This window comes from Myxococcus sp. AB025B, assembly GCF_006518215.1.
Taxonomy (GTDB): domain Bacteria; phylum Myxococcota; class Myxococcia; order Myxococcales; family Myxococcaceae; genus Myxococcus; species Myxococcus fulvus.
The window spans coordinates 1-16,910 of the sequence record NZ_SRLW01000223.1 but is presented as its reverse complement, the minus strand read 5'-3'; the positions used below and the strand labels follow the sequence as shown (position 1 = coordinate 16,910).

The 16,910-nt window shown below is 71.4% G+C and carries 10 protein-coding genes and 2 pseudogenes; 1 reads left to right on the top strand and 11 read right to left on the bottom strand.

Features of this window, described 5'->3' with window-relative positions; genetic code table 11:
* The 11 genes and pseudogenes from FL311_RS30140 to FL311_RS30085 all read right to left on the bottom strand — a co-directional run.
* Nucleotides 1–242 (bottom strand): annotated as a pseudogene (locus FL311_RS30140) (ferric siderophore ABC transporter substrate-binding protein); the annotation flags it as partial.
* Complete coding sequence (locus FL311_RS30135; RefSeq protein WP_141330504.1) at nt 229–678, bottom strand: biopolymer transporter ExbD; 450 nt, start codon at nt 676–678, stop codon at nt 229–231. The gene FL311_RS30135 and the pseudogene FL311_RS30140, both read right to left, overlap by 14 nt.
* Nucleotides 679–680: 2 nt before the next feature.
* The gene (locus FL311_RS30130; protein ID WP_141330502.1) at nt 681–1,346 is read right to left on the bottom strand and encodes a MotA/TolQ/ExbB proton channel family protein; all 666 of its coding nucleotides are present in this window, start codon (nt 1,344–1,346) and stop codon (nt 681–683) included.
* Nucleotides 1,347–1,439: 93 nt separating this feature from the next.
* On the bottom strand, nt 1,440–2,669 hold the full coding sequence (locus FL311_RS30125; protein WP_141330500.1) for a hypothetical protein: 1,230 nt from the start codon (nt 2,667–2,669) through the stop codon (nt 1,440–1,442).
* A gap of 48 nt (nt 2,670–2,717) precedes the next feature.
* Complete coding sequence (gene mxcH, locus FL311_RS30120) at nt 2,718–5,288, bottom strand: TonB-dependent siderophore myxochelin receptor MxcH (RefSeq protein ID WP_228557172.1); 2,571 nt, start codon at nt 5,286–5,288, stop codon at nt 2,718–2,720.
* Nucleotides 5,289–5,393: 105 nt separating this feature from the next.
* A complete protein-coding gene (locus tag FL311_RS30115) occupies nt 5,394–6,770 on the bottom strand; it encodes a class II 3-deoxy-7-phosphoheptulonate synthase (protein WP_141330497.1) in 1,377 nt (458 codons plus the stop codon).
* Nucleotides 6,767–11,482, bottom strand: a complete 4,716-nt coding sequence (locus FL311_RS45460) for a thioester reductase domain-containing protein (RefSeq protein ID WP_228557171.1) — start codon at nt 11,480–11,482, stop codon at nt 6,767–6,769. Before FL311_RS45460 ends, FL311_RS30115 begins: the two co-directional genes overlap by 4 nt.
* A 68-nt stretch (nt 11,483–11,550) precedes the next feature.
* Nucleotides 11,551–12,477, bottom strand: a complete 927-nt coding sequence (locus tag FL311_RS30100; RefSeq protein ID WP_141330495.1) for an isochorismatase family protein — start codon at nt 12,475–12,477, stop codon at nt 11,551–11,553.
* Between the two features lie 42 nt (nt 12,478–12,519).
* Entirely contained in the window at nt 12,520–14,151 is a 1,632-nt protein-coding gene (locus tag FL311_RS30095) for a (2,3-dihydroxybenzoyl)adenylate synthase (protein ID WP_141330493.1), read from the bottom strand.
* A complete protein-coding gene (dhbC, locus tag FL311_RS30090) occupies nt 14,148–15,365 on the bottom strand; it encodes an isochorismate synthase DhbC (protein WP_141330491.1) in 1,218 nt (405 codons plus the stop codon). Before dhbC ends, FL311_RS30095 begins: the two co-directional genes overlap by 4 nt.
* Before the next feature lie 129 nt (nt 15,366–15,494).
* A complete protein-coding gene (locus FL311_RS30085) occupies nt 15,495–16,268 on the bottom strand; it encodes a 2,3-dihydro-2,3-dihydroxybenzoate dehydrogenase (protein WP_141330489.1) in 774 nt (257 codons plus the stop codon).
* 453 nt (nt 16,269–16,721) lie between these two features.
* Between FL311_RS30085 and FL311_RS45455 the strand changes: the two are divergent.
* Nucleotides 16,722–16,910 (top strand): annotated as a pseudogene (locus FL311_RS45455) (hypothetical protein); the annotation flags it as partial.

Genomic DNA, 16,910 nt, shown 5'->3' with positions numbered 1-16,910 from the left:
GGATTCAGGTCCACCTCGTGGTCCACCTGGATCACCTGCTTGCGCGGGGCGGCCACGGGCGGTGGTCGCTCGGAGGAGGACCTCCAGCCGTGCCACGCCACGACTCCAACGGTGGCGTGCACGAGGCCGGAGATGAGCAGCGTCCACGCGAGGCCATGGCGGCTGCGTCGCGGGGGCGGCGGTCCCAGGATGATGCTCGCGATGTCGTCGTCGCGACGAGGCGCGGGCTCAGGGAGTGACACGCCCGTCCTCCGCCGTGAGGGGGGCCTCGGTGGGCTCCGGACGCACGGTGCCGAACGCGACCTTGGTGAGCCCCGCCTCCTTGAGCTGGTCCAGCACGAAGATGACGCGGCGATGGGGAACGGCGCCGTCCGCCTGGATGACGGCGCGCAGCTCCGCGTCCTTCGCCAGCGCCTGGCGCGCGCCGTCCCGCAGCGCGACGTCGGAGACCTCCTCGCCGTTCACCAGCACCTGGCCCGTGGAGGTGAGCGCCACCGCGTAGGCCGTCTGCACGTGCTCGCTCTGGGCCGCCTTGGGAAGGTCCAGGGGCACGGCGGGGCTGTCCACCAGCCGCGCGGTGACCATGAAGATGATGAGCAGCACCAGCATGATGTCCACGAGGGGCGTGACGTTGATGCCCTCGATCAACCCACCGCGAGGCTGCGTTCCGCCGGCCATGCTCAGGCGCCTCCGTTCCGCTCACGGGCGGAGACGTAGGCCAGCACCAGGTTGGTCAGCGCCTCCGCGTCCGCGAGGATGCTGGCGATGCGGCGCTGGAAGTAGTTGTAGGCGGCGACGGCGGGCAGGGCCACGCCGATGCCGACGGCGGTGGCCACCAGCGCCTCGGCGATGCTGCCCATCACCGCGTTGGAGGCGACCTGGCTGGTGCCGGAGGGCGCGCCCTGCGTCTTGCTCAGCGCCTCGAAGGCCAGCAGCACGCCGATGACGGTGCCGAACAGGCCGATGAACGGCGCGTTGTTGCCCAGCGTGCCCAGGAAGGCCAGCCGGTTCTCCAGCGTGGAGCGCTCGATGGCGAGCGCGCTCTGCATGCCCTTCTCCGCGGCCGTCATGCCCTGCGGCGCGAGCCTCAACCCCGCGCGCGCCACGGCGGCGCCCACCGACGTGCGCTTCTCCAGCGTGGAGATGGCGGCGGGGAAGTCGCCCGTGGACAGCGTCGCCTCCAGCGCGCCGGACAGCTCGCGGACCCGGTCCTGCTTGGTGCGGAACAACCACCAGCGCTCGAGGATGACGCCCAGGCTCACCAGCGACAGCGCGAACAGGAGCCAGAGCACCCAGTTGGCGCCCCAGTGGATGAAGACATCCTTGACGATTTCGACGATGTGCATGGGTCGGGTCCTCGAGGTCGTCGGTGGGGCGCGGTGCAGCCCCGGAGGCAGCCTGTGTGAAGCCGGTGCCTCCGGGGTCAGCCCGCCAGGACTTCAGCGCAGCTGCAGGAACGAGAAGATGAGGCCGTCGGAGCTGAAGACCCGCCTGCCGCTCTGGTCGGTCAGCTCACGGAAGTGGGTGAGCGAGGAGTTGTTGGTGAACTCGGTGAAGAGCAGGCGGTTGTCGTCCGCCTCGTAGAGGAACGTGCTGCCGGAGGAGGCGGGCAGCGTGTTCACCGCGGTGGCGGTGAAGGTGCTCAGGTTGAGCTGCCAGAACTTCCAGGCCGGGGCGCTGGCGACCAGTCGCGGGTGGGCCTCCGGGTCCACCGTGTAGCCCTGCTCGTCCAGCACGCGCAGGTATGCGGTGCCGCTGGGGCCGCGCACCAGCGAGCCCGTGGTGGTGCCGTTGGTCAGCCCCGACAGCTCGCGGTAGAAGTTCGCGTCGAACGCGCCGCTCTCCGGGTTGAAGCGGATGAGGCAGGGCGTCGCGGCCTTGTCCGCGCCCTTCAGGCGGTTGACGGCGGAGCCGTACGCCTCGGTGGCCAGGTACACCTGGTTGTCCGGGCCGACGACGCTGTCACGCACCCAGCCGCAGCGGTTGTCCGTGACGACCTTGACCGAGTCGTTCGTGGTGTCGATGACCACCACGCCGGCCTGGTTGATGACGGCGATGTCCGCGCTGGGGCGCCAGGCGATGGGGATGATGAGGCGGGTGCCCACGCGCACCGGCATGGTGGAGAAGGACGTGAGCGCGCCCTCGATGGCCAGGCCCGGCAGGGGGATGGCGCTCGTCACGGACATCGCGGTGGGGTTCCACACGATGATCTGCGCCGTGTGGGCGTCCACGAAGTACGCCTTGGTGTCGGAGATGAACTGGAACTGGTGCTGGTACTCCTCGATGTTGTCGATGCCGCGGCCCTTGAAGCTGACCTCGCCGTCGGACTCGAGCTTGCCCTTGGAGGTGATCTTGAACCGCTCGACCTTGGCCTCCTCGCTGTGGCTGACGAACAGCACGCCCGCCTTGCGGACGCCGGAGCCGAGCGCGCGGCCGGGAATCTCCACGGCGTCCTTGAGGGAGATCTTCTCGGTCTGGTCGACCGAGCGCAGCAGCGCCACGTAGCTGATGGCCTCGCCGTCGACGCTCGACTGGGTGATGGCGGCGTAGAGCGGGCCGTCGTAGTCGGCCTCGTCGGAGTCCTCGTCGTCACCGCAGCCCGTGAGGAGCGACAGCGCGAGCGCCGCGGCGGTGATGCGCGACAGGGGGAAGAACGAACGGACCTTCATGGGGGGATTTCCTTTCACGACGTTGCGAGATGATGCGTGGGGACTGAGTCAGAGCTCGGCGACCAGCTTGGCGGACACGCCGCGGCCGGGGCGTTGCACGCCGTAGAAGTCCATGGCGATGGCATCGGTGAGGTTGCGCACGTCGACCGTCCAGCTCAGCGTCGCGCGAGCGGTCCGCGTGACGTACGTGACGGCGAGCGAGTGCAGCAGCTGCGAGGGGATGCGCGACTTCGAGTCCTTGCTGCCCAGCCCCTCCCAGCCCCGGTAGAAGGTGTTGACGAAGCGGGTGTGCCAGGACAGCGACAGCTCGTCGCGCGCGGAGGCCAGGCCGCTCAGTTGGAAGCGGGCGCTGCCGTTGGCCAGCAGCGAGGGCCGGCCGGGCAGGCGCTGTCCGTCGAACGCCCCGAAGTTGCCCTCGGAGGAGGCGTTGCGGATGTCCTGGAAGGTCGCGTTGCCATCCAGCGAGAGGTACTGGCCCGGCGAGGTCCAGCCCGCCGCGCCCGTGGCGCCCAGGATGCGGGCCGCGAAGACGTTCTGGTAGGTGAAGTAGCCCTCGCGGCCGATGGGCATGATGAACTGGTCGGTGAGGCGGGCGAAGCCCAGCGCGCCGCCGCGGAAACTGCCCCGGGGCGTCTCGCCGCTGTCGAACGCGAGCTCCAGGTTGACGTTGTGGCTGGTCTCCGGCTCCAGGGTGAGGTTGGAGTCGATGAGCATGCCGTCGCCGAAGATCTCATCGGGGCCGGGCAGGCGCGTGGCCCACTCGTACGCGGCCTTGGCGGTGAGCCGGGGCGTCACGTGGTAGCGCAGCGAGTCGCCCACGCCGAAGTTGTAGGTGTCCCGGTCGACGGGCGCGAAGGCGCCGCTGGCGCTGATGCGCTCCGCGCGCGCCAACTGCACGTAGCTCTTGGCGAAGGCGATGTTCTCCAGCCGCTCGTCGAGTGCATCGAGCTCGTGCTCCAGCCCCGTCACGAGGTTGAACAGGCTCCGGTCCCCCGTGAGCGGGTCCTGTTGTCCCAGCCGCGCCAGCGCGCGGTCCTCTCCGGCGCGCGTCACGTACGTGGGCGCCACGGCCAGGCGCAGCATCTGGTTCGGGGCGAAGGTCCACCCGGCGTTGGCCCGGAGGAAGGCCGTGTGCTGTCCCACCCGCCGGTCGATGGCGCGGGACTGCAGCTCCCCGGGCTGGGGCAAGGTGAGGATGCAGCGGCCGAACCAGTCGTAGGCGCAGGAGCCCAGGTCCGTCAGCGAGGCGCGGCGGTAGACGTAACCCCCCACGGCGTCCAGCACGAGGTCGCGCCCGGCGAGCTGCTCGAAGCGGAGCGTGGCGCCACCGGAGCGGTTGCTCGTGTCGACGTCGCCATACGCGTTGCTCATGGTGGCGTCGTGCTGGACCTCCTTGGTGGAGGCGGAGCCGAAGACGCGCAGGCTGAGCCTGCGGGCCCAGGGCCGGTTCAGCACGCCGACCTCCACGCCGCCGCCGCCCGCGCGGAAGGCGTCATGGAAGCGCGGCAGGCGCGCGTCGTGGATGCGGCCCTCGGCGTCGTCCACCTGCACGTCCACCCGGTAGTCGTTGGGGCTGGAGTCGAAGAAGCCGCTGGCGCGGACGAACATCCCGGAGCCGGTGCCGTGCTGCGCGCTCGCCGTCACCCGGTGCGTCTCGAACGAGCCCAGCTCATACGAGGCCGAGGCGCCCGTGCGCTGGAGGTTCTCCGCGGTGACGATGTGCACCGCGCCCCCCAGCGCGTCCGCGCCGAAGCGCGCCGGCACCACGCCCTGGTACAGCTCCATGCGCTGGACCAGGTTGACGGGCACGTTCGCGAAGTCCGGTCCGAAGCCGGCGAGCTCCAGCGGGACGCCGTCGATGAAGAAGCGCACCTGGTCCTCGGACAGGCCCGCCAGCGAGAAGCGCGCGCGGCTGCCCAGGCCCCCTCCACGCCGCACGTCGACGCCCTCGGTGCGCGCCAGCGCCTGGGCCATGTCCACGGCCTCTCGCTGGAGGTTCTCCGTCTCGATGACCTTCACCGACTCGGCGGAGCGACGCCGGCGGTTCGCCACGGACTCGCCCTCCACCGTGACCTCGATGGCCTCCTGGGTGACGTCCACGGGCGCGGTGGTGATGACCGGCGGTGGCTCGGTGGGCTCGCCCTGCGACGAAGGCCTGCGCGGCGCGGGCTCCTCCGATGCGGTCGGCTCGGAAGCGACGTCTCGCGCCTGGCCGGGAGCCTCCGTCACCACGGTGGGCTCGGGGGTGACGGGGAGCCGGAACTCGTAGCTGTAGGCGATGCGCGAGGGGACGGCGACCCCGTCACGTCGCGCGGGCTCGAAGCGGAAGCGCAGCGCGGCGTCCTTCGCCGCCTCGTCGAAGCCGTGGCCCTGGGGGTCCAGGACCTGCGCCTCGATGACGCCGCCCTGGTCATCCAGCGTCAGCTTCAGCCGGACGGTGGCCTCCAGCCCGGCCTGCTCCGCCTCGGCCGGGTAGGGCGCCTCGATGAAGGTCACCAGCTTCGGCGGCACCACTGACGGCGGCGTTGCCTCCGCGCCAGGAGGGGGCCCACCGTCGACCTGCGCCCACACGGGCAGCGGCGCGGCCAGGCACGCCAGCAGCGCCGCGCCCTGGAACACGCGCCCCGCTCCACGTCGGGCGTGGATTATGAAAATGGTTCGCATTTTCATTATCGAGGTCGTTTATTCCCGGGGTGCCATTGATGTCAAGGGTTGGGGGTTGAGTCAGGCTGCGCGGGCGTGAGGAGACTTCATGTCCCGGAGCTTTTCCGCGACCATGAAGGAAAGCTGGAGCGCCTGGTCTCCGTTCAGGCGAGGGTCGCAGTGCGTGTGGTAGCGGCTGTGGAGGTCGTCCTCGGTGACGGCGAGCGGGCCGCCCAGGCACTCGGTGACGTTCTGGCCGGTCATCTCCAGGTGCATGCCGCCGGCGTGGACGCTCTCGGCGGCGGCGACCTCCAGGAAGGTCTTCACCTCGGAGAGGATGCGGTCGAAGGCGCGCGTCTTGTAGCCGTTGCTGGCCTTGTGGGTGTTGCCGTGCATCGGGTCGATGGACCAGATGACGGGGCGGCCGTCGCGGCGGGTGGCGGTCATGAGGCGGGGCAGACAGTCGGCGACCTTGTCGGAGCCGAAGCGGCCGATGAGCGTGAGGCGGCCCGGGAGGGCGTCCGGGTTGAGGGCGTCCATCAGGCGCAGCAGGTCATCGGGCTCCATCGTGGGGCCGCACTTGACGCCAATGGGGTTACGGATGCCGCGCATGAACTCGACGTGGCCGCCGTCGAGCTGGCGGGTGCGCTCGCCAATCCAGAGCATGTGGGCGGAGCCGTCGTACCAGTGGCCGCTGGAGGACTCCTGGCGGGTCATCGTCTCCTCGAAGTTGAGGAGCAGGGCCTCGTGGCTGGTGAACAGGTCCACGGGGATGGGGGACGGCGCGTTGTGTTCGGCGGTGGGGCTGAGCGCGTTGATGAAGCACAGCGACTCGAAGATGGAGTCGGCGAGCTTGCGGTAGTGGTCGGCGCCGGGCGTGCCGGCGACGGAGTCGAGCGACCACTGGTGCAGGTTGCACAGGTCCGCGTAACCGCTCTGGGCATAGGCCCGGAGCAGGTTCAGCGTGGCGGAGGACTGGTGGTAGGCCTTGAGCAGGCGCTTGGGGTCGGGCGTGCGCTCCGCGGCGTCGAAGTCCATGCCGTTGATGATGTCGCCGCGATACGCGGGGAGGGTGACGCCGTCGAGCGTCTCCACGGGGCTGGAGCGCGGCTTGGCGAACTGGCCGGCGATGCGGCCCACCTTCACCACGGGCCTGCCGCCGGCGAACGTGAGCACCAGCGCCATCTGGAGGATGAGGCGGAAGGTGTCGCGGATGTTGTCGGAGGTGAACTCCTTGAAGCTCTCCGCGCAGTCGCCGCCCTGGAGCAGGAAGGCCTTGCCCTGGGCGACCTGGGCCAGGGCGGAGGTGAGCCGGCGCGTCTCCGCGGGATTCACCAGCAGGGGCAGCCGGGACAGCTCATCCTCGACCTGCGTGAGGGCTCGCGCGTCCGGATAGTCCTCCGGCATGTACTTCACGGGCTTCTGCCGCCAGGTGCGGGGGTTCCAGGTTCGGTTCATCGGGAGGGGGCCGTTTCCAGAGGGGTGCCAGGCGTCGCCGGCAGCAGGCCGTTCGCGACGCAGTAGGCGAGGTATCGGAAGAAGAGGGGGCGGTCCGCGGGGGGGCAGGTGATGGCCGTGCCCTCCAGGGCGTGATGGAGGCGCTGACAGCGGATGGGCCCCAGGCCGAACGCGGGTTGGGAGTCACCGGAGCGCAGGTCGAAGAAGGCCAGCGTGGTGGTGTTGTCGGCGGTGCCCGCGCGCTCGGCGACCTGGGCGCGCCACTGGGGGACGGGGAGCAGGTCCACGGGGTAGCCGTACTCGCGCACCCAGCGGAACAGGTCCGGCAGGCGCACGTCGGGGACGGGCGTGACGTTGAACACCGTGCCGGGCGTGGCCGTGCGCGACAGCTTGACGATGGCGCGCGCCACGTAGTCGACGGGCGTCCACGTCTCGCCCACCTCGAGCATCGGCAGCGTGCGGGCGGGGATGCCCGCCAGGAGGATTCGCCAGACCAGGTCCTGCGGGTTGACGATGGCGGTGTCGGTGGCTCCGACGACGCGGCCCAGCCGGTACACGGCGACGGGCAGGCCGCGCTCGGACGCCTGTTGCACGAGCCGCTCCGCGACCCACTTGCTCTGCTGGTAGCCGTCGCGCAGGCCGGGGTGCGCGGGCACGAAGTCCTCGGGCACCTCGGGGCTGACATCGGCCTGGGGCGCCACGGCCAGCGTGGACACGTAGTGGAAGGGCTTGGGCCGCACGGCGGCGGCCAGCCGCAGCAGCTCGCGCGTGCCCCGGACGTTGACGGCCTGGAGGCTGCCGTACTCTCGCACCACGCTCACCACGGCGGCGTTGTGCAGGATGACGTCGCACTCGGCCGCGAGCCCATGGAAGCGCGCGCTGTCGAGCCCGAGCGAGGGCTGGGTGAGGTCCGACGGGAGCGCGAGGACGCGCTCGCCGAGGCCCTCGGTCGACAGCCGCTGTGACGTCATCGCCGCGCGGATGCGCTCCAGGGCCTGGGCTTCGTCCTTGGCTCGCACCAGGCACACCACGCGCGCCTGGGTCTGGCGCAGGAGCTGGTCGAGCAGGTGCGCGCCGACGAAGCCGGTGGCGCCGGTGAGCAGCACCTGGCGGGGCTCGGGGAACAGCGCCTCGAAGGTGCGCGCGGCTCCCGTCGTCGCGGGAGGCGCGAGGCGGGGGACGATGTCCTCGGACAGCTCGGCGTCCGCGAGCATCGTCGTGCTCGGGCCGGAGGTGTCGTGGCCGCTGGACTCGCCGTGCTCCAGCGCCTGGGCGAGCGCGGCGGCCGTGGGGTAGCGGAACACCGTGGCGACGGGGACCTCGCGGCCCAGGGCGATGCCCAGGCGGTTGGCCACCTGGATGCTCTGGAGGGACTGGCCGCCGCGGTCGAAGAAGTCATCCTGCGCGGTGAGGCCCGTGGCGCCCAGGACCTCCTCCCAGATGCCGAGCACCACGCGCTCCAGCGCCGTGGTGGCCTGCGCCGTCCGGGTGGTGGGGTCGACCAGGGCCGCCTTGCGCAGCTCGGCGCGGTCGATCTTCCCGGTGCTGGTGCGAGGCAGCCGCTCGGCGAACACGATGGCGCCGGGCACCATGGGGGCCGGCAGGTTCGCGAGCAGGTGCTTGCGCAGGTCCGCGGCGGACGGTGCCGGGGACTCCGCGACGATGTGCGCGCACAGCCGGCGAGCGCCACCCGGGAGCGTCTGGCCCACCACCGCGGCCTCGCGCACGCCGGGGTGGCCGAGCAGCACCGTCTCCACCTCGGCGGGGTCGATGCGGTGTCCGCTGATCTTCAGCTCGTCGTCCACGCGGCCGACGAAGACCAGCTGTCCGTCCTCGCGCAGCCGGGCCTTGTCGCCGGTGCGGTAGGCGCGGGGCTGGCCGGGCAGCGCGGCCAGCGAGATGAAGCGGGCCTTGTCCAGCTCCGGGCGTCCCAGGTAGCCGCGCGCGAGCGCGCCACCCAACAGGCACAGCTCGCCCTCGGAGCCCCGGGCGACGATGCGACCGTGCGCGTCCACCAGCGCCGCGCGCACGCCGGGCAGCGGCACGCCGATGGGGACCTCGTCACGCTCGGACGTGAGGCCGGTCGCGTCAGCGAGCGAGGTCGTCGTGTCCGAGCGCATGCTGGGCAGAGGCGCGCCGATGGGGACCCCGTCGCCGCGATCGGACGAGGAGCCATGCGCGTCAGCGAGCAAGGTCGTTGTGTTCGAGCGCATGCCGAGCCGGGGCACGCCGATGGCGACCTCGTGACGCTCGGACGTGGGGACGTTCGCTTCACCGAGCGAGGTCGTGTCCGAGCGCATGCCGGGCAGAGGCACGCCGATGGCGACCTCGTCACGCTCGGACGAGGAGCCATTCGCGTCGGCGCGCAAGGTCGTCGTGTCCGCGCGCACGTCGGGCATCGGCAGCTCGGACGTGGGGGTCTTCGCATCGCTGAGCGAGGCCACCGTCGCCACCACCGTGGCCTCCGTGGGGCCGTAGGTGTTGAGCAACTCCACGCTCGGGCCCACCGTGGCGCGCCATCGGGCGACCCGCTCCGGGAGCGCGGCCTCGCCGCCGATGATGACCGTGCGCAGGGAGGAGGGCAGCTTCGCCGCGCCCGTGGACACGGCATAGGCCAGCTCGTGCCAGAAGGCGGTGGGCAGGTCGAGCACGGTGATGCCGTGGGCCGCGCAGGCCTCGAGCAGGCGCGGCACCGACTGGAGCATCTCGTCGGTGCGCAGCACCAGGCGTCCGCCCACACACAAGGTCAGGAAGACCTCCTCCACGCTGGCGTCGAAGTGCAGCGGCGCGAACTGGAGGACCCGGTCCTCGCGGGTGAAGCGGTAACGGTGCGTGGCACCCGCGACGAAGTGCGCCAGCGCGTCGTGGGATATCTGCACGCCGTTGGGCTGGCCCGTGGAGCCGGACGTGTAGATGACGTACGCCAGGTGCTCACCGGCGGCGCGCGTGGGCTGCTCGGCGGCGGCGACGTCGCGCCGCTGGATGTCCAGGTGCCCCGAGGCGCGAGGGCTCGCATCGGTGGCCTCGACGGCATCGGAGGGGAGCACGAGCAGCGAGGGCGTGGCGTCCTCGAGGATGGCCGAGGCGCGGGATGCGGGGCCGTTCGGGTCGAGCGGCAGGTAGCCCGCGCCGGAGCGGAGGATGCCCAACGACGCGATGATGGCGTCGAGCCCGCGAGGCACCTTCACCGCCACGGGTGTGTCGGCGCGCGCGCCCTGCTCGGTGAGCCGGGCCGCGAGCGCTCCGGAGGACTCCCACAGCTCGCGGTACGTGAGCCGGAACCCGCCGTGCTCCAAGGCGATGGCGTCCGGCTGCTCGCGGACCTGCTGCTCCATCAGCTCGAGGACGGGCCGGGGCGCCGTGGGGAGCGGGCCGCCGTCGAGCAGCGAGGCCGCGGCGGAGGAGGAGACCCCCGCGCCCTGGCCACGCACGGGCGCATCCGGCGCGCCCAGCCAGGTGTCGAGCGCCTGGAGGAACTCGCGCTGGTGGCTGTCCACCGTGCGCGCGTCGTAGCAGGAGGGGTTCGCGTCGAAGTCGACGCGCAGGCCGCCGCCGTCGGAGCGGGCGTACATGCCGATGGAGAGGTCCTCCACCGGGCCCGCGGAGATGTTGTGCGCGATGCCGGGCAGCCCCGCGAAGCGCAGGCCGTAGTCGAACGGCATGATGTTGACCACGGGCCCGAACAGCTTGCGCTGACCACCCACGCGGCGCAGGTCGCGGCGCAGCTGCTCGTAGCGGTAGCGCAGGTGCGGCCGGGACGCCTTCAGCTCCGCGGCGATGTCGCGCGCCAGCGACGCGAGCGAGGCGTCCGCCGCCACGGGCACGCGCAGGGGCACGATGTTCATCGCCATGCACGGCACGCGGATCGCCGCCGAGCCCAGCCGCGTCATCACCGGCAGCCCCAGCACTACCTCGGGCGCGCCCGAGCGCTGGTGGAGCCACGCGGCGGCCGCGGCGAGCACCAGGTCCGGCCACGTCAGGCCCACCTGCTTCGCCACGCCCTGCATCCGCTCCACGTCGACCTTCTCGAGCTGCCGCGTGGCGCGGACGAAGGTGGCGGACATGGGCGCGGGCGGGGCCAGCGTCACCGGCAAGGGCGCGTCCGTGAGCCGGCCGACCCAGAACTCACGGTCCTTCTCGAGCTGCGGCCCCGCGCGGTACGCGGCGTCCTCGTCCAGCACGGGGCGCAGGGGGCCGAAGCCCGCGGGCGCGGCCTTCCCCGTGACGCGCGAGGTGTAGAGGTCCGCCACGCGGCGGGCGAGCAGCGAGAAGCCGAACCCGTCCATCGCGATGTGGTGGACGCGCTGGAACCAGAACCAGCGCTCGGGACCGGCCTTGAACAGGACCTGCGCGAAGAGGGGCCCACGGGTGAGGTCCACGGTGTGCGTCAGGTCCTCGCGCATCCAGGCCTGGGCGGCGGCCCACGGGTCCTCGGCGGACGTCAGGTCGACGTGCTGGAGCGCCCAGTCCACCCGCGGCGTGACCTGCTGCGAGGGGCCCGCCTCCGTGGTCTCGAAGCGCGCGTGGAGGGCCTCGGCCTCGGAGACGGTCTGCCGGACGGCGGCCTCGAAGTGCGCGGGGTCGATGGCGCCGCGCAGCTCGATGCACTCGCCGGCGTTGTAGATGGGGCTGGCGAGGTCGAGCTGCTGACCGACCCAGATTCCGTGCTGCGCCGCGGAGAGCGGCCAGGGTGCGGCGTGTGATTCGGGCATCGCCAGATCCTTCTGGGGGACGTCGAGCGGGAGCGAGGTGGGGGAGGCCTCGCTCCGGCAGCGGTGCACTACGAGCGGGCGGACACCTGGACGCTGCTGGCGTCCGGGAGCGGGAGCGTCATGGCGCCGAGCATCGAGTACCACTCGGTCAGCGTGGGGCGTTCGGCCAGCTCCACGAAGGAGGACTCGAAGCCGTGGCTCCTCCAGCGCTCCACCAGGCTCATCAGGCGGATGGAGTCCAGGCCGAGCTCGAGCAGGTTCGCGTCCTCACCCACCTCCTGCACGGACTGCTGGAGCATCTCCGCGACCTCCGCGCGAATCTGCTGCCGGGTCAGGCGCGGGAGCGTCGTCGGCCCGGGCGCGCCCAGCATCTCCAGGACCTGCTGCGTGGTGGTGGTGACCGCGCACAGCTTCGCGGCGTAGTTGAGCGCGAGGTGGTGGTGGTCGAGCGAGAAGTCACCCAGCGCGTCCGCGACGAGGAAGGGCTGGATGTGGCTCATGAAGCCATCGCTGGCCGTCTGCAGGCAGCCGATGTGCGCGTAGATGCCGCAGATGATGAGCTGATCCCTCCCGAGCGCGCGCATCGTGTTCAGCAGGTCCGTGCGGCGGAACGCGCTGTAGGTCCACTTGGTGAGCTGGAGGTCGACGTGGGTGGGCGCCAGCTCGTCGATGATCTTCTTCTGCTCCGGGGCGTCGGGGATGCCGCCCCCCCAGAAGTCCAGCAGGAGCCCGCGCTGCTCCGGCGTCTGGCCTCCCGGCTGCGCGGAGTACGCCACGGGGATGGCCATCGAGTGGGCGTGCTGGCGCAGCCGCTGGATGTTGGGGACCAGCTCCTTCACGGGCGACTGGCCCGGCGTGAAGGCGTTCACGAAGTAGTGCTGCATGTCGTGGATGAGCAGCACCGCGCGCTTCGGCTCGAGCTTCCAGGCGACCTTGTTCTTGGGCAGGTCGGCGGCGCCGGGCATCGGATAGGGGGAGATGGCGGGGAGCGCCATGGGGGAAGGGCCTTTCTGGTGCGGACGTGGGGGGAGTGGGCTTCAGCGGGGCGCGTTGGGCTGACTGAGCTTCTCGCGCAGCGCCTTCTTGCTGACCTTGCCGACACCCGTCTTGGGGAACGCGTCGAGGAACTCGACCCGGTCTGGAATCTTGAAGGCCGCCAGGCCCCGCTCCCGCAGGAACGCGGTGAGCGACGTGGCCGGAGGCGGCGGGCCGCGCGGGATGACGAACGCGCAGGTGCGCTCGCCCAGGAACGCATCCGGCATGGACACGACGGCGGCGTCGTGGACCGCGGGGTGCGCCAGCAGGTGGTTCTCCACCTCTTCGGCCGCCACCTTGTCACCGCCGCGGTTGATCTGATCCTTCGCGCGGCCCTCGACCACCAGGTAGCCGTCCGGCGTCATGCGCACCAGGTCTCCGGTGCAGTAGAAGCCGTCGGAGGTGAAGGCGCGCGCGTTGTGCGTCTCCGCCTTGTAGTAGCCGCGGATGGTGTACGGCCCGCGCGTGAGCAGCTGGCCCGTCTCGCCCACCGCGACGTCCTGCCCGTCCTCGTCGACGATGCGAAGCTCGTCGTCCACGCAGATGGGGCGGCCCTGCGTGTTGACGATGCGCTCCTCGGAGTCGTCCAGGCGCGTGTAGTTGACCAGGCCCTCGGCCATGCCGAAGACCTGCTGCACGGTGCAGCCGAGCGTGGGCTTCACGCGCGCGGCGGCCTCGGCGCTGAACCTGGCGCCGCCCACCTGGAGCACGCGCAGGCTGGACAGGTCATGCCGGCGCGCCTTGGCCGAGTCCATCCACACCATGGCCAGGGGCGGCACCAGGGCGGTGATGGTGACCTTCTCCTTCTCGATGAGGGGGAAGGCCACGTCGGGGCTGGGGTGCAGGGCCAGCACCGCGGTGCCACCCGCGTAGAACGTGCCGAACACGCCCGGCGAGCTCATGGGGAAGTTGTGCGCCGCCGGCAGCGCGCACAGGTACACGCTGGAGGTGTCGAGCTGGCAGATCTCCGCGCTGGCCCGGAGGCTGTAGATGTAGTCGTCGTGCGTGCGCGGGATGAGCTTGGGCACGCCCGTGCTGCCGCCGGACAGCTGGAAGAAGGCGACGTCGTCGGGGCGGGGCTCGGTCAGCGCCACGGGTTGCGCGGCGTACAGGCTCTCCAGCGAGGTGAAGGGGCCCGCGTCGCCCACGACGAGGACGTGCTTGAGTGTGGGCGTCTTCGCCTGCACGGCGGAGGCGAGGTTGCGGTAGTCGAAGCCGCCGTGGCGGTCCGCGATGACGTAGGCGACCGCCTCGGTGAACTCGCAGAAGTAGCCGATCTCCGAGCCGCGGTGCGCGGGCAGGGCGAAGACGGGCAGGGCGCCCAGCCGGAACAGCGCGAAGCACACCTCGTGGAACGCGGCGATGTTGGGCAGCTGCACCACCACCCGGTCCCGCGCGCGGATGCCCAGGCCGTGCAGGCCCGCGGCGAGCTGGTCCACGCGCGCGTCGAGCTGCCGGTACGTGAGCCGCTCGGCGCCGGAGACCAGCGCGGTGAGGTCGCCGTGGCGCTCGGCGCGCTCGCGCAGGAGCTTGCCGAAGGTCTCCCCGCGCCAGTAGCCCGCGGCGCGGTAGCGCGCGGCATATTCCTCCGGCCAGGTGGGGCAGCCGGGGAGCCGGGACGCGGTCGTGCTCATGGCTTCACCTCGGCGCCCTGGCCCAGGCCCATGGCCTGGAGCATGGTGCGGAACTTGGCCTCGGTCTCCGCCAGCTCCGACTCCGGCTTGGAGCCCGCGACGATGCCCGCGCCCGCGAACAGCCGCAGCGAGCTCTCGTCCGCCTCCGCGCACCGGATGGTCACCGCCCACTGGCCGTCGCCGTTGGCGTCGCACCAGCCCACGGTGCCCGTGAAGTAGCCCCGGTCGAACGGCTCGATGTGGCCGATGGCCTCGTGCGCCAGCTCCGTGGGGAAGCCGCACACGGCCGGCGTGGGGTGCAGCGCCATCGCCAGCGTCAGCGAGGAGATGGACGGGTCGGCGATCTCCCCGACGATGCGGCTGGACAGGTGCCACATCGTCTGCGTGCTGACGAGCGACGGCCGGGCCGGCACCTCCAGCGTCTTGCAGAACGGACGCATCGCCTCCGCCACCGCGTCGATGACCACCGCGTGCTCGTGCAGATCCTTGGGGGACTCGAGGAGGCGGGCCGCCCGGGCCTGGTCCTCGACGGGGTCCGGGCTGCGCGCGGCGGAACCCGCCAGCGGGTTGGCCACCACCTGCATCCCGTTGCGAGACACGAGCAGCTCGGGGCTCGCGCCGATGAGCGTGCGCCGGCCCTCGCCCGCGCTGGCGCCGGGCAGGTCCACGGCGAAGGTGAAGCCGGACGGGTTGCGGCGGGCCAGGTTGTGCAGCAGCCGCTGCAGGTCGATGGGCGTGTTGGCGCTCAGGTGCAGCGAGCGCGACAGCACCACCTTGCGCAGGGGGCCGCTCTGCATGAGCTTGAGCGCCTGGGTCACGCCGTCCAGGTACGCGGCGGGCTCCGGCACCGGGCGCACCGTGTAGCGCTGCGGGAGGACGGGGGGCGGCATGGCCACGTCGTCGAACACGAGCGGGCCGGCGCGCTGGAGCGTCATCGGCACCACGAGCTGCGCGGGCGCGCGGCCGACGAAGGGCACCGCGCCCACCGCCACCGGGATGTCATGGTCCGCCTGGCGCGCGTCGCTCAGCACCTTGGCCACGCGCTCGCCCAGCCGCTCCAGCGAGCTCTGGCCGCCCACGTGCGGCACCGTGGCGAAGGTGCCCCGCGCCAACAACGTCCGGCGTGGCGAGGCGAAGAAGAAGGAGGAGCCGGCCTCGTAGCTCTCGAGCAACTGCGCCGCCAGCTTCTGGGGTGCCACTTCGGTCGTCTTCAAAGCCAACCTCCAGTCGCGGAGGACCCGGAGCGCGCATCGGACGCGACTCCCGTGGCCTTCCACTGTTTCAATCGTGAAACAAAGGTAACAAGTCGAGCAGAGAACCACGGGTGTCCGGAGGGCACGTGCTCAGGTGCCCAGGGTGGCGCCGCCGTCGACACACAGGTCGTGCAGGGTGATGTGGCGCGCGCGGTCCGACACCAGGAACTGCACCGCGTGCGCGATGTCTCGCGGGTCGGCGATGCGCTTGAGCGGGATGCCGACGCGGAAGCTCTCGGAGGAGCCGGCGATGACGGCCTGGGCGCCGTTGGCGTCCGTCCACATGCCCCGCTGCATGTCGGTGTCCGTGGAGCCCGGAGACACCACGTTGCAACGGATGCCGTATTGCGCCAGCTCCAGGCCCAGGCACTTGGTGAACATGGTGGAGGCGGCCTTGGAGGCGGCGTAGGCGCCCATCCGCAGCCGGGGCGTGCTGGAGGCGTTGGAGGCCACGGTGACGATGACCCCCTCGCGCCGGGGGACCATGCGACGCGCCACCGCGCGCGAGACATGGAACACGCCGTTCGTGTTCACCCCGAAGGTCGTCGCCCAGTCCTCGTCGCTCAGGTCCACGATGGAGGACATGCGCAGCACGCCCGCCACGTTCACCAGGATGTGGATGGGGCCCAGCTCCTTCTCGATGCGCTCGACCGCCGTCTCCACCGCCGCGGCGTCACTGACGCTGACCGGCCATGCGCTGGCCTTCTGGCCCCGCGCTCGCAGCTCCGCCACCAGCGCCAGCAGCCCCTCGGCGTTCGTGTCGAGGGCGGCGATGGTCGCCTCGGGGGCCAGCACCCGCGCGACCTCGGCGCCAATGCCCCGCGCCGCGCCCGTCACCAGTGCCACCCGCGGTGTGTCTCCCATCGAGTCCGTCTCCTTCGTCCTGGGCCCGAGGGTCCGTCCGGAAAGTGGGATAATGAGAATGGTTCTCATTATCGTTATTGGACGTCTAAGTGCCATGCGCAAACGAAGGTGTCAAGGGTGGTGACACGGTGCGCGAAGGTTGCGGAGTATTTCGGGGCGCCTTCCGGTGTGAGGTTGTCTTCCATCACCGGGACGTGGGGCGGGGGTGTCTGTCATCCCCGCGTTGTTTCGTTTGCTGCCCGAGGACCGGGCGGCAGCCGCCAACAAGGTCTCGGCCGGGCCATTCTCCCGAGTGGAGGGAGGGGGTTGGCGTCCCGCGGCGGGCGGGAAATGCATGCGGGAATCCCGTAGTGCCGGCGGGCTGCTGGGAGGAAGTTTTCTTCCCAACGACAATTCCGGACGGTGGAGACGTCTGTCATACGTATCCACTCTGTGTCCGAGGGGGGCATGACGATGAGCCGGTCCACCGCATTGCCAGTCGTGTCTCCGGATTCTCGGAACCCCGAGAATGACGGAGAGGGGCCTCCGGCGGTTCCGAGCATCCCTTCGAGAGACCAGGAGCCGGTGGGGCGGGCTCCACTCCCCGTGTGGACGCGGTTCCTGCCGGCGGGGCGGGTGGTGGTGCGCGAGGGAGACCCGGGC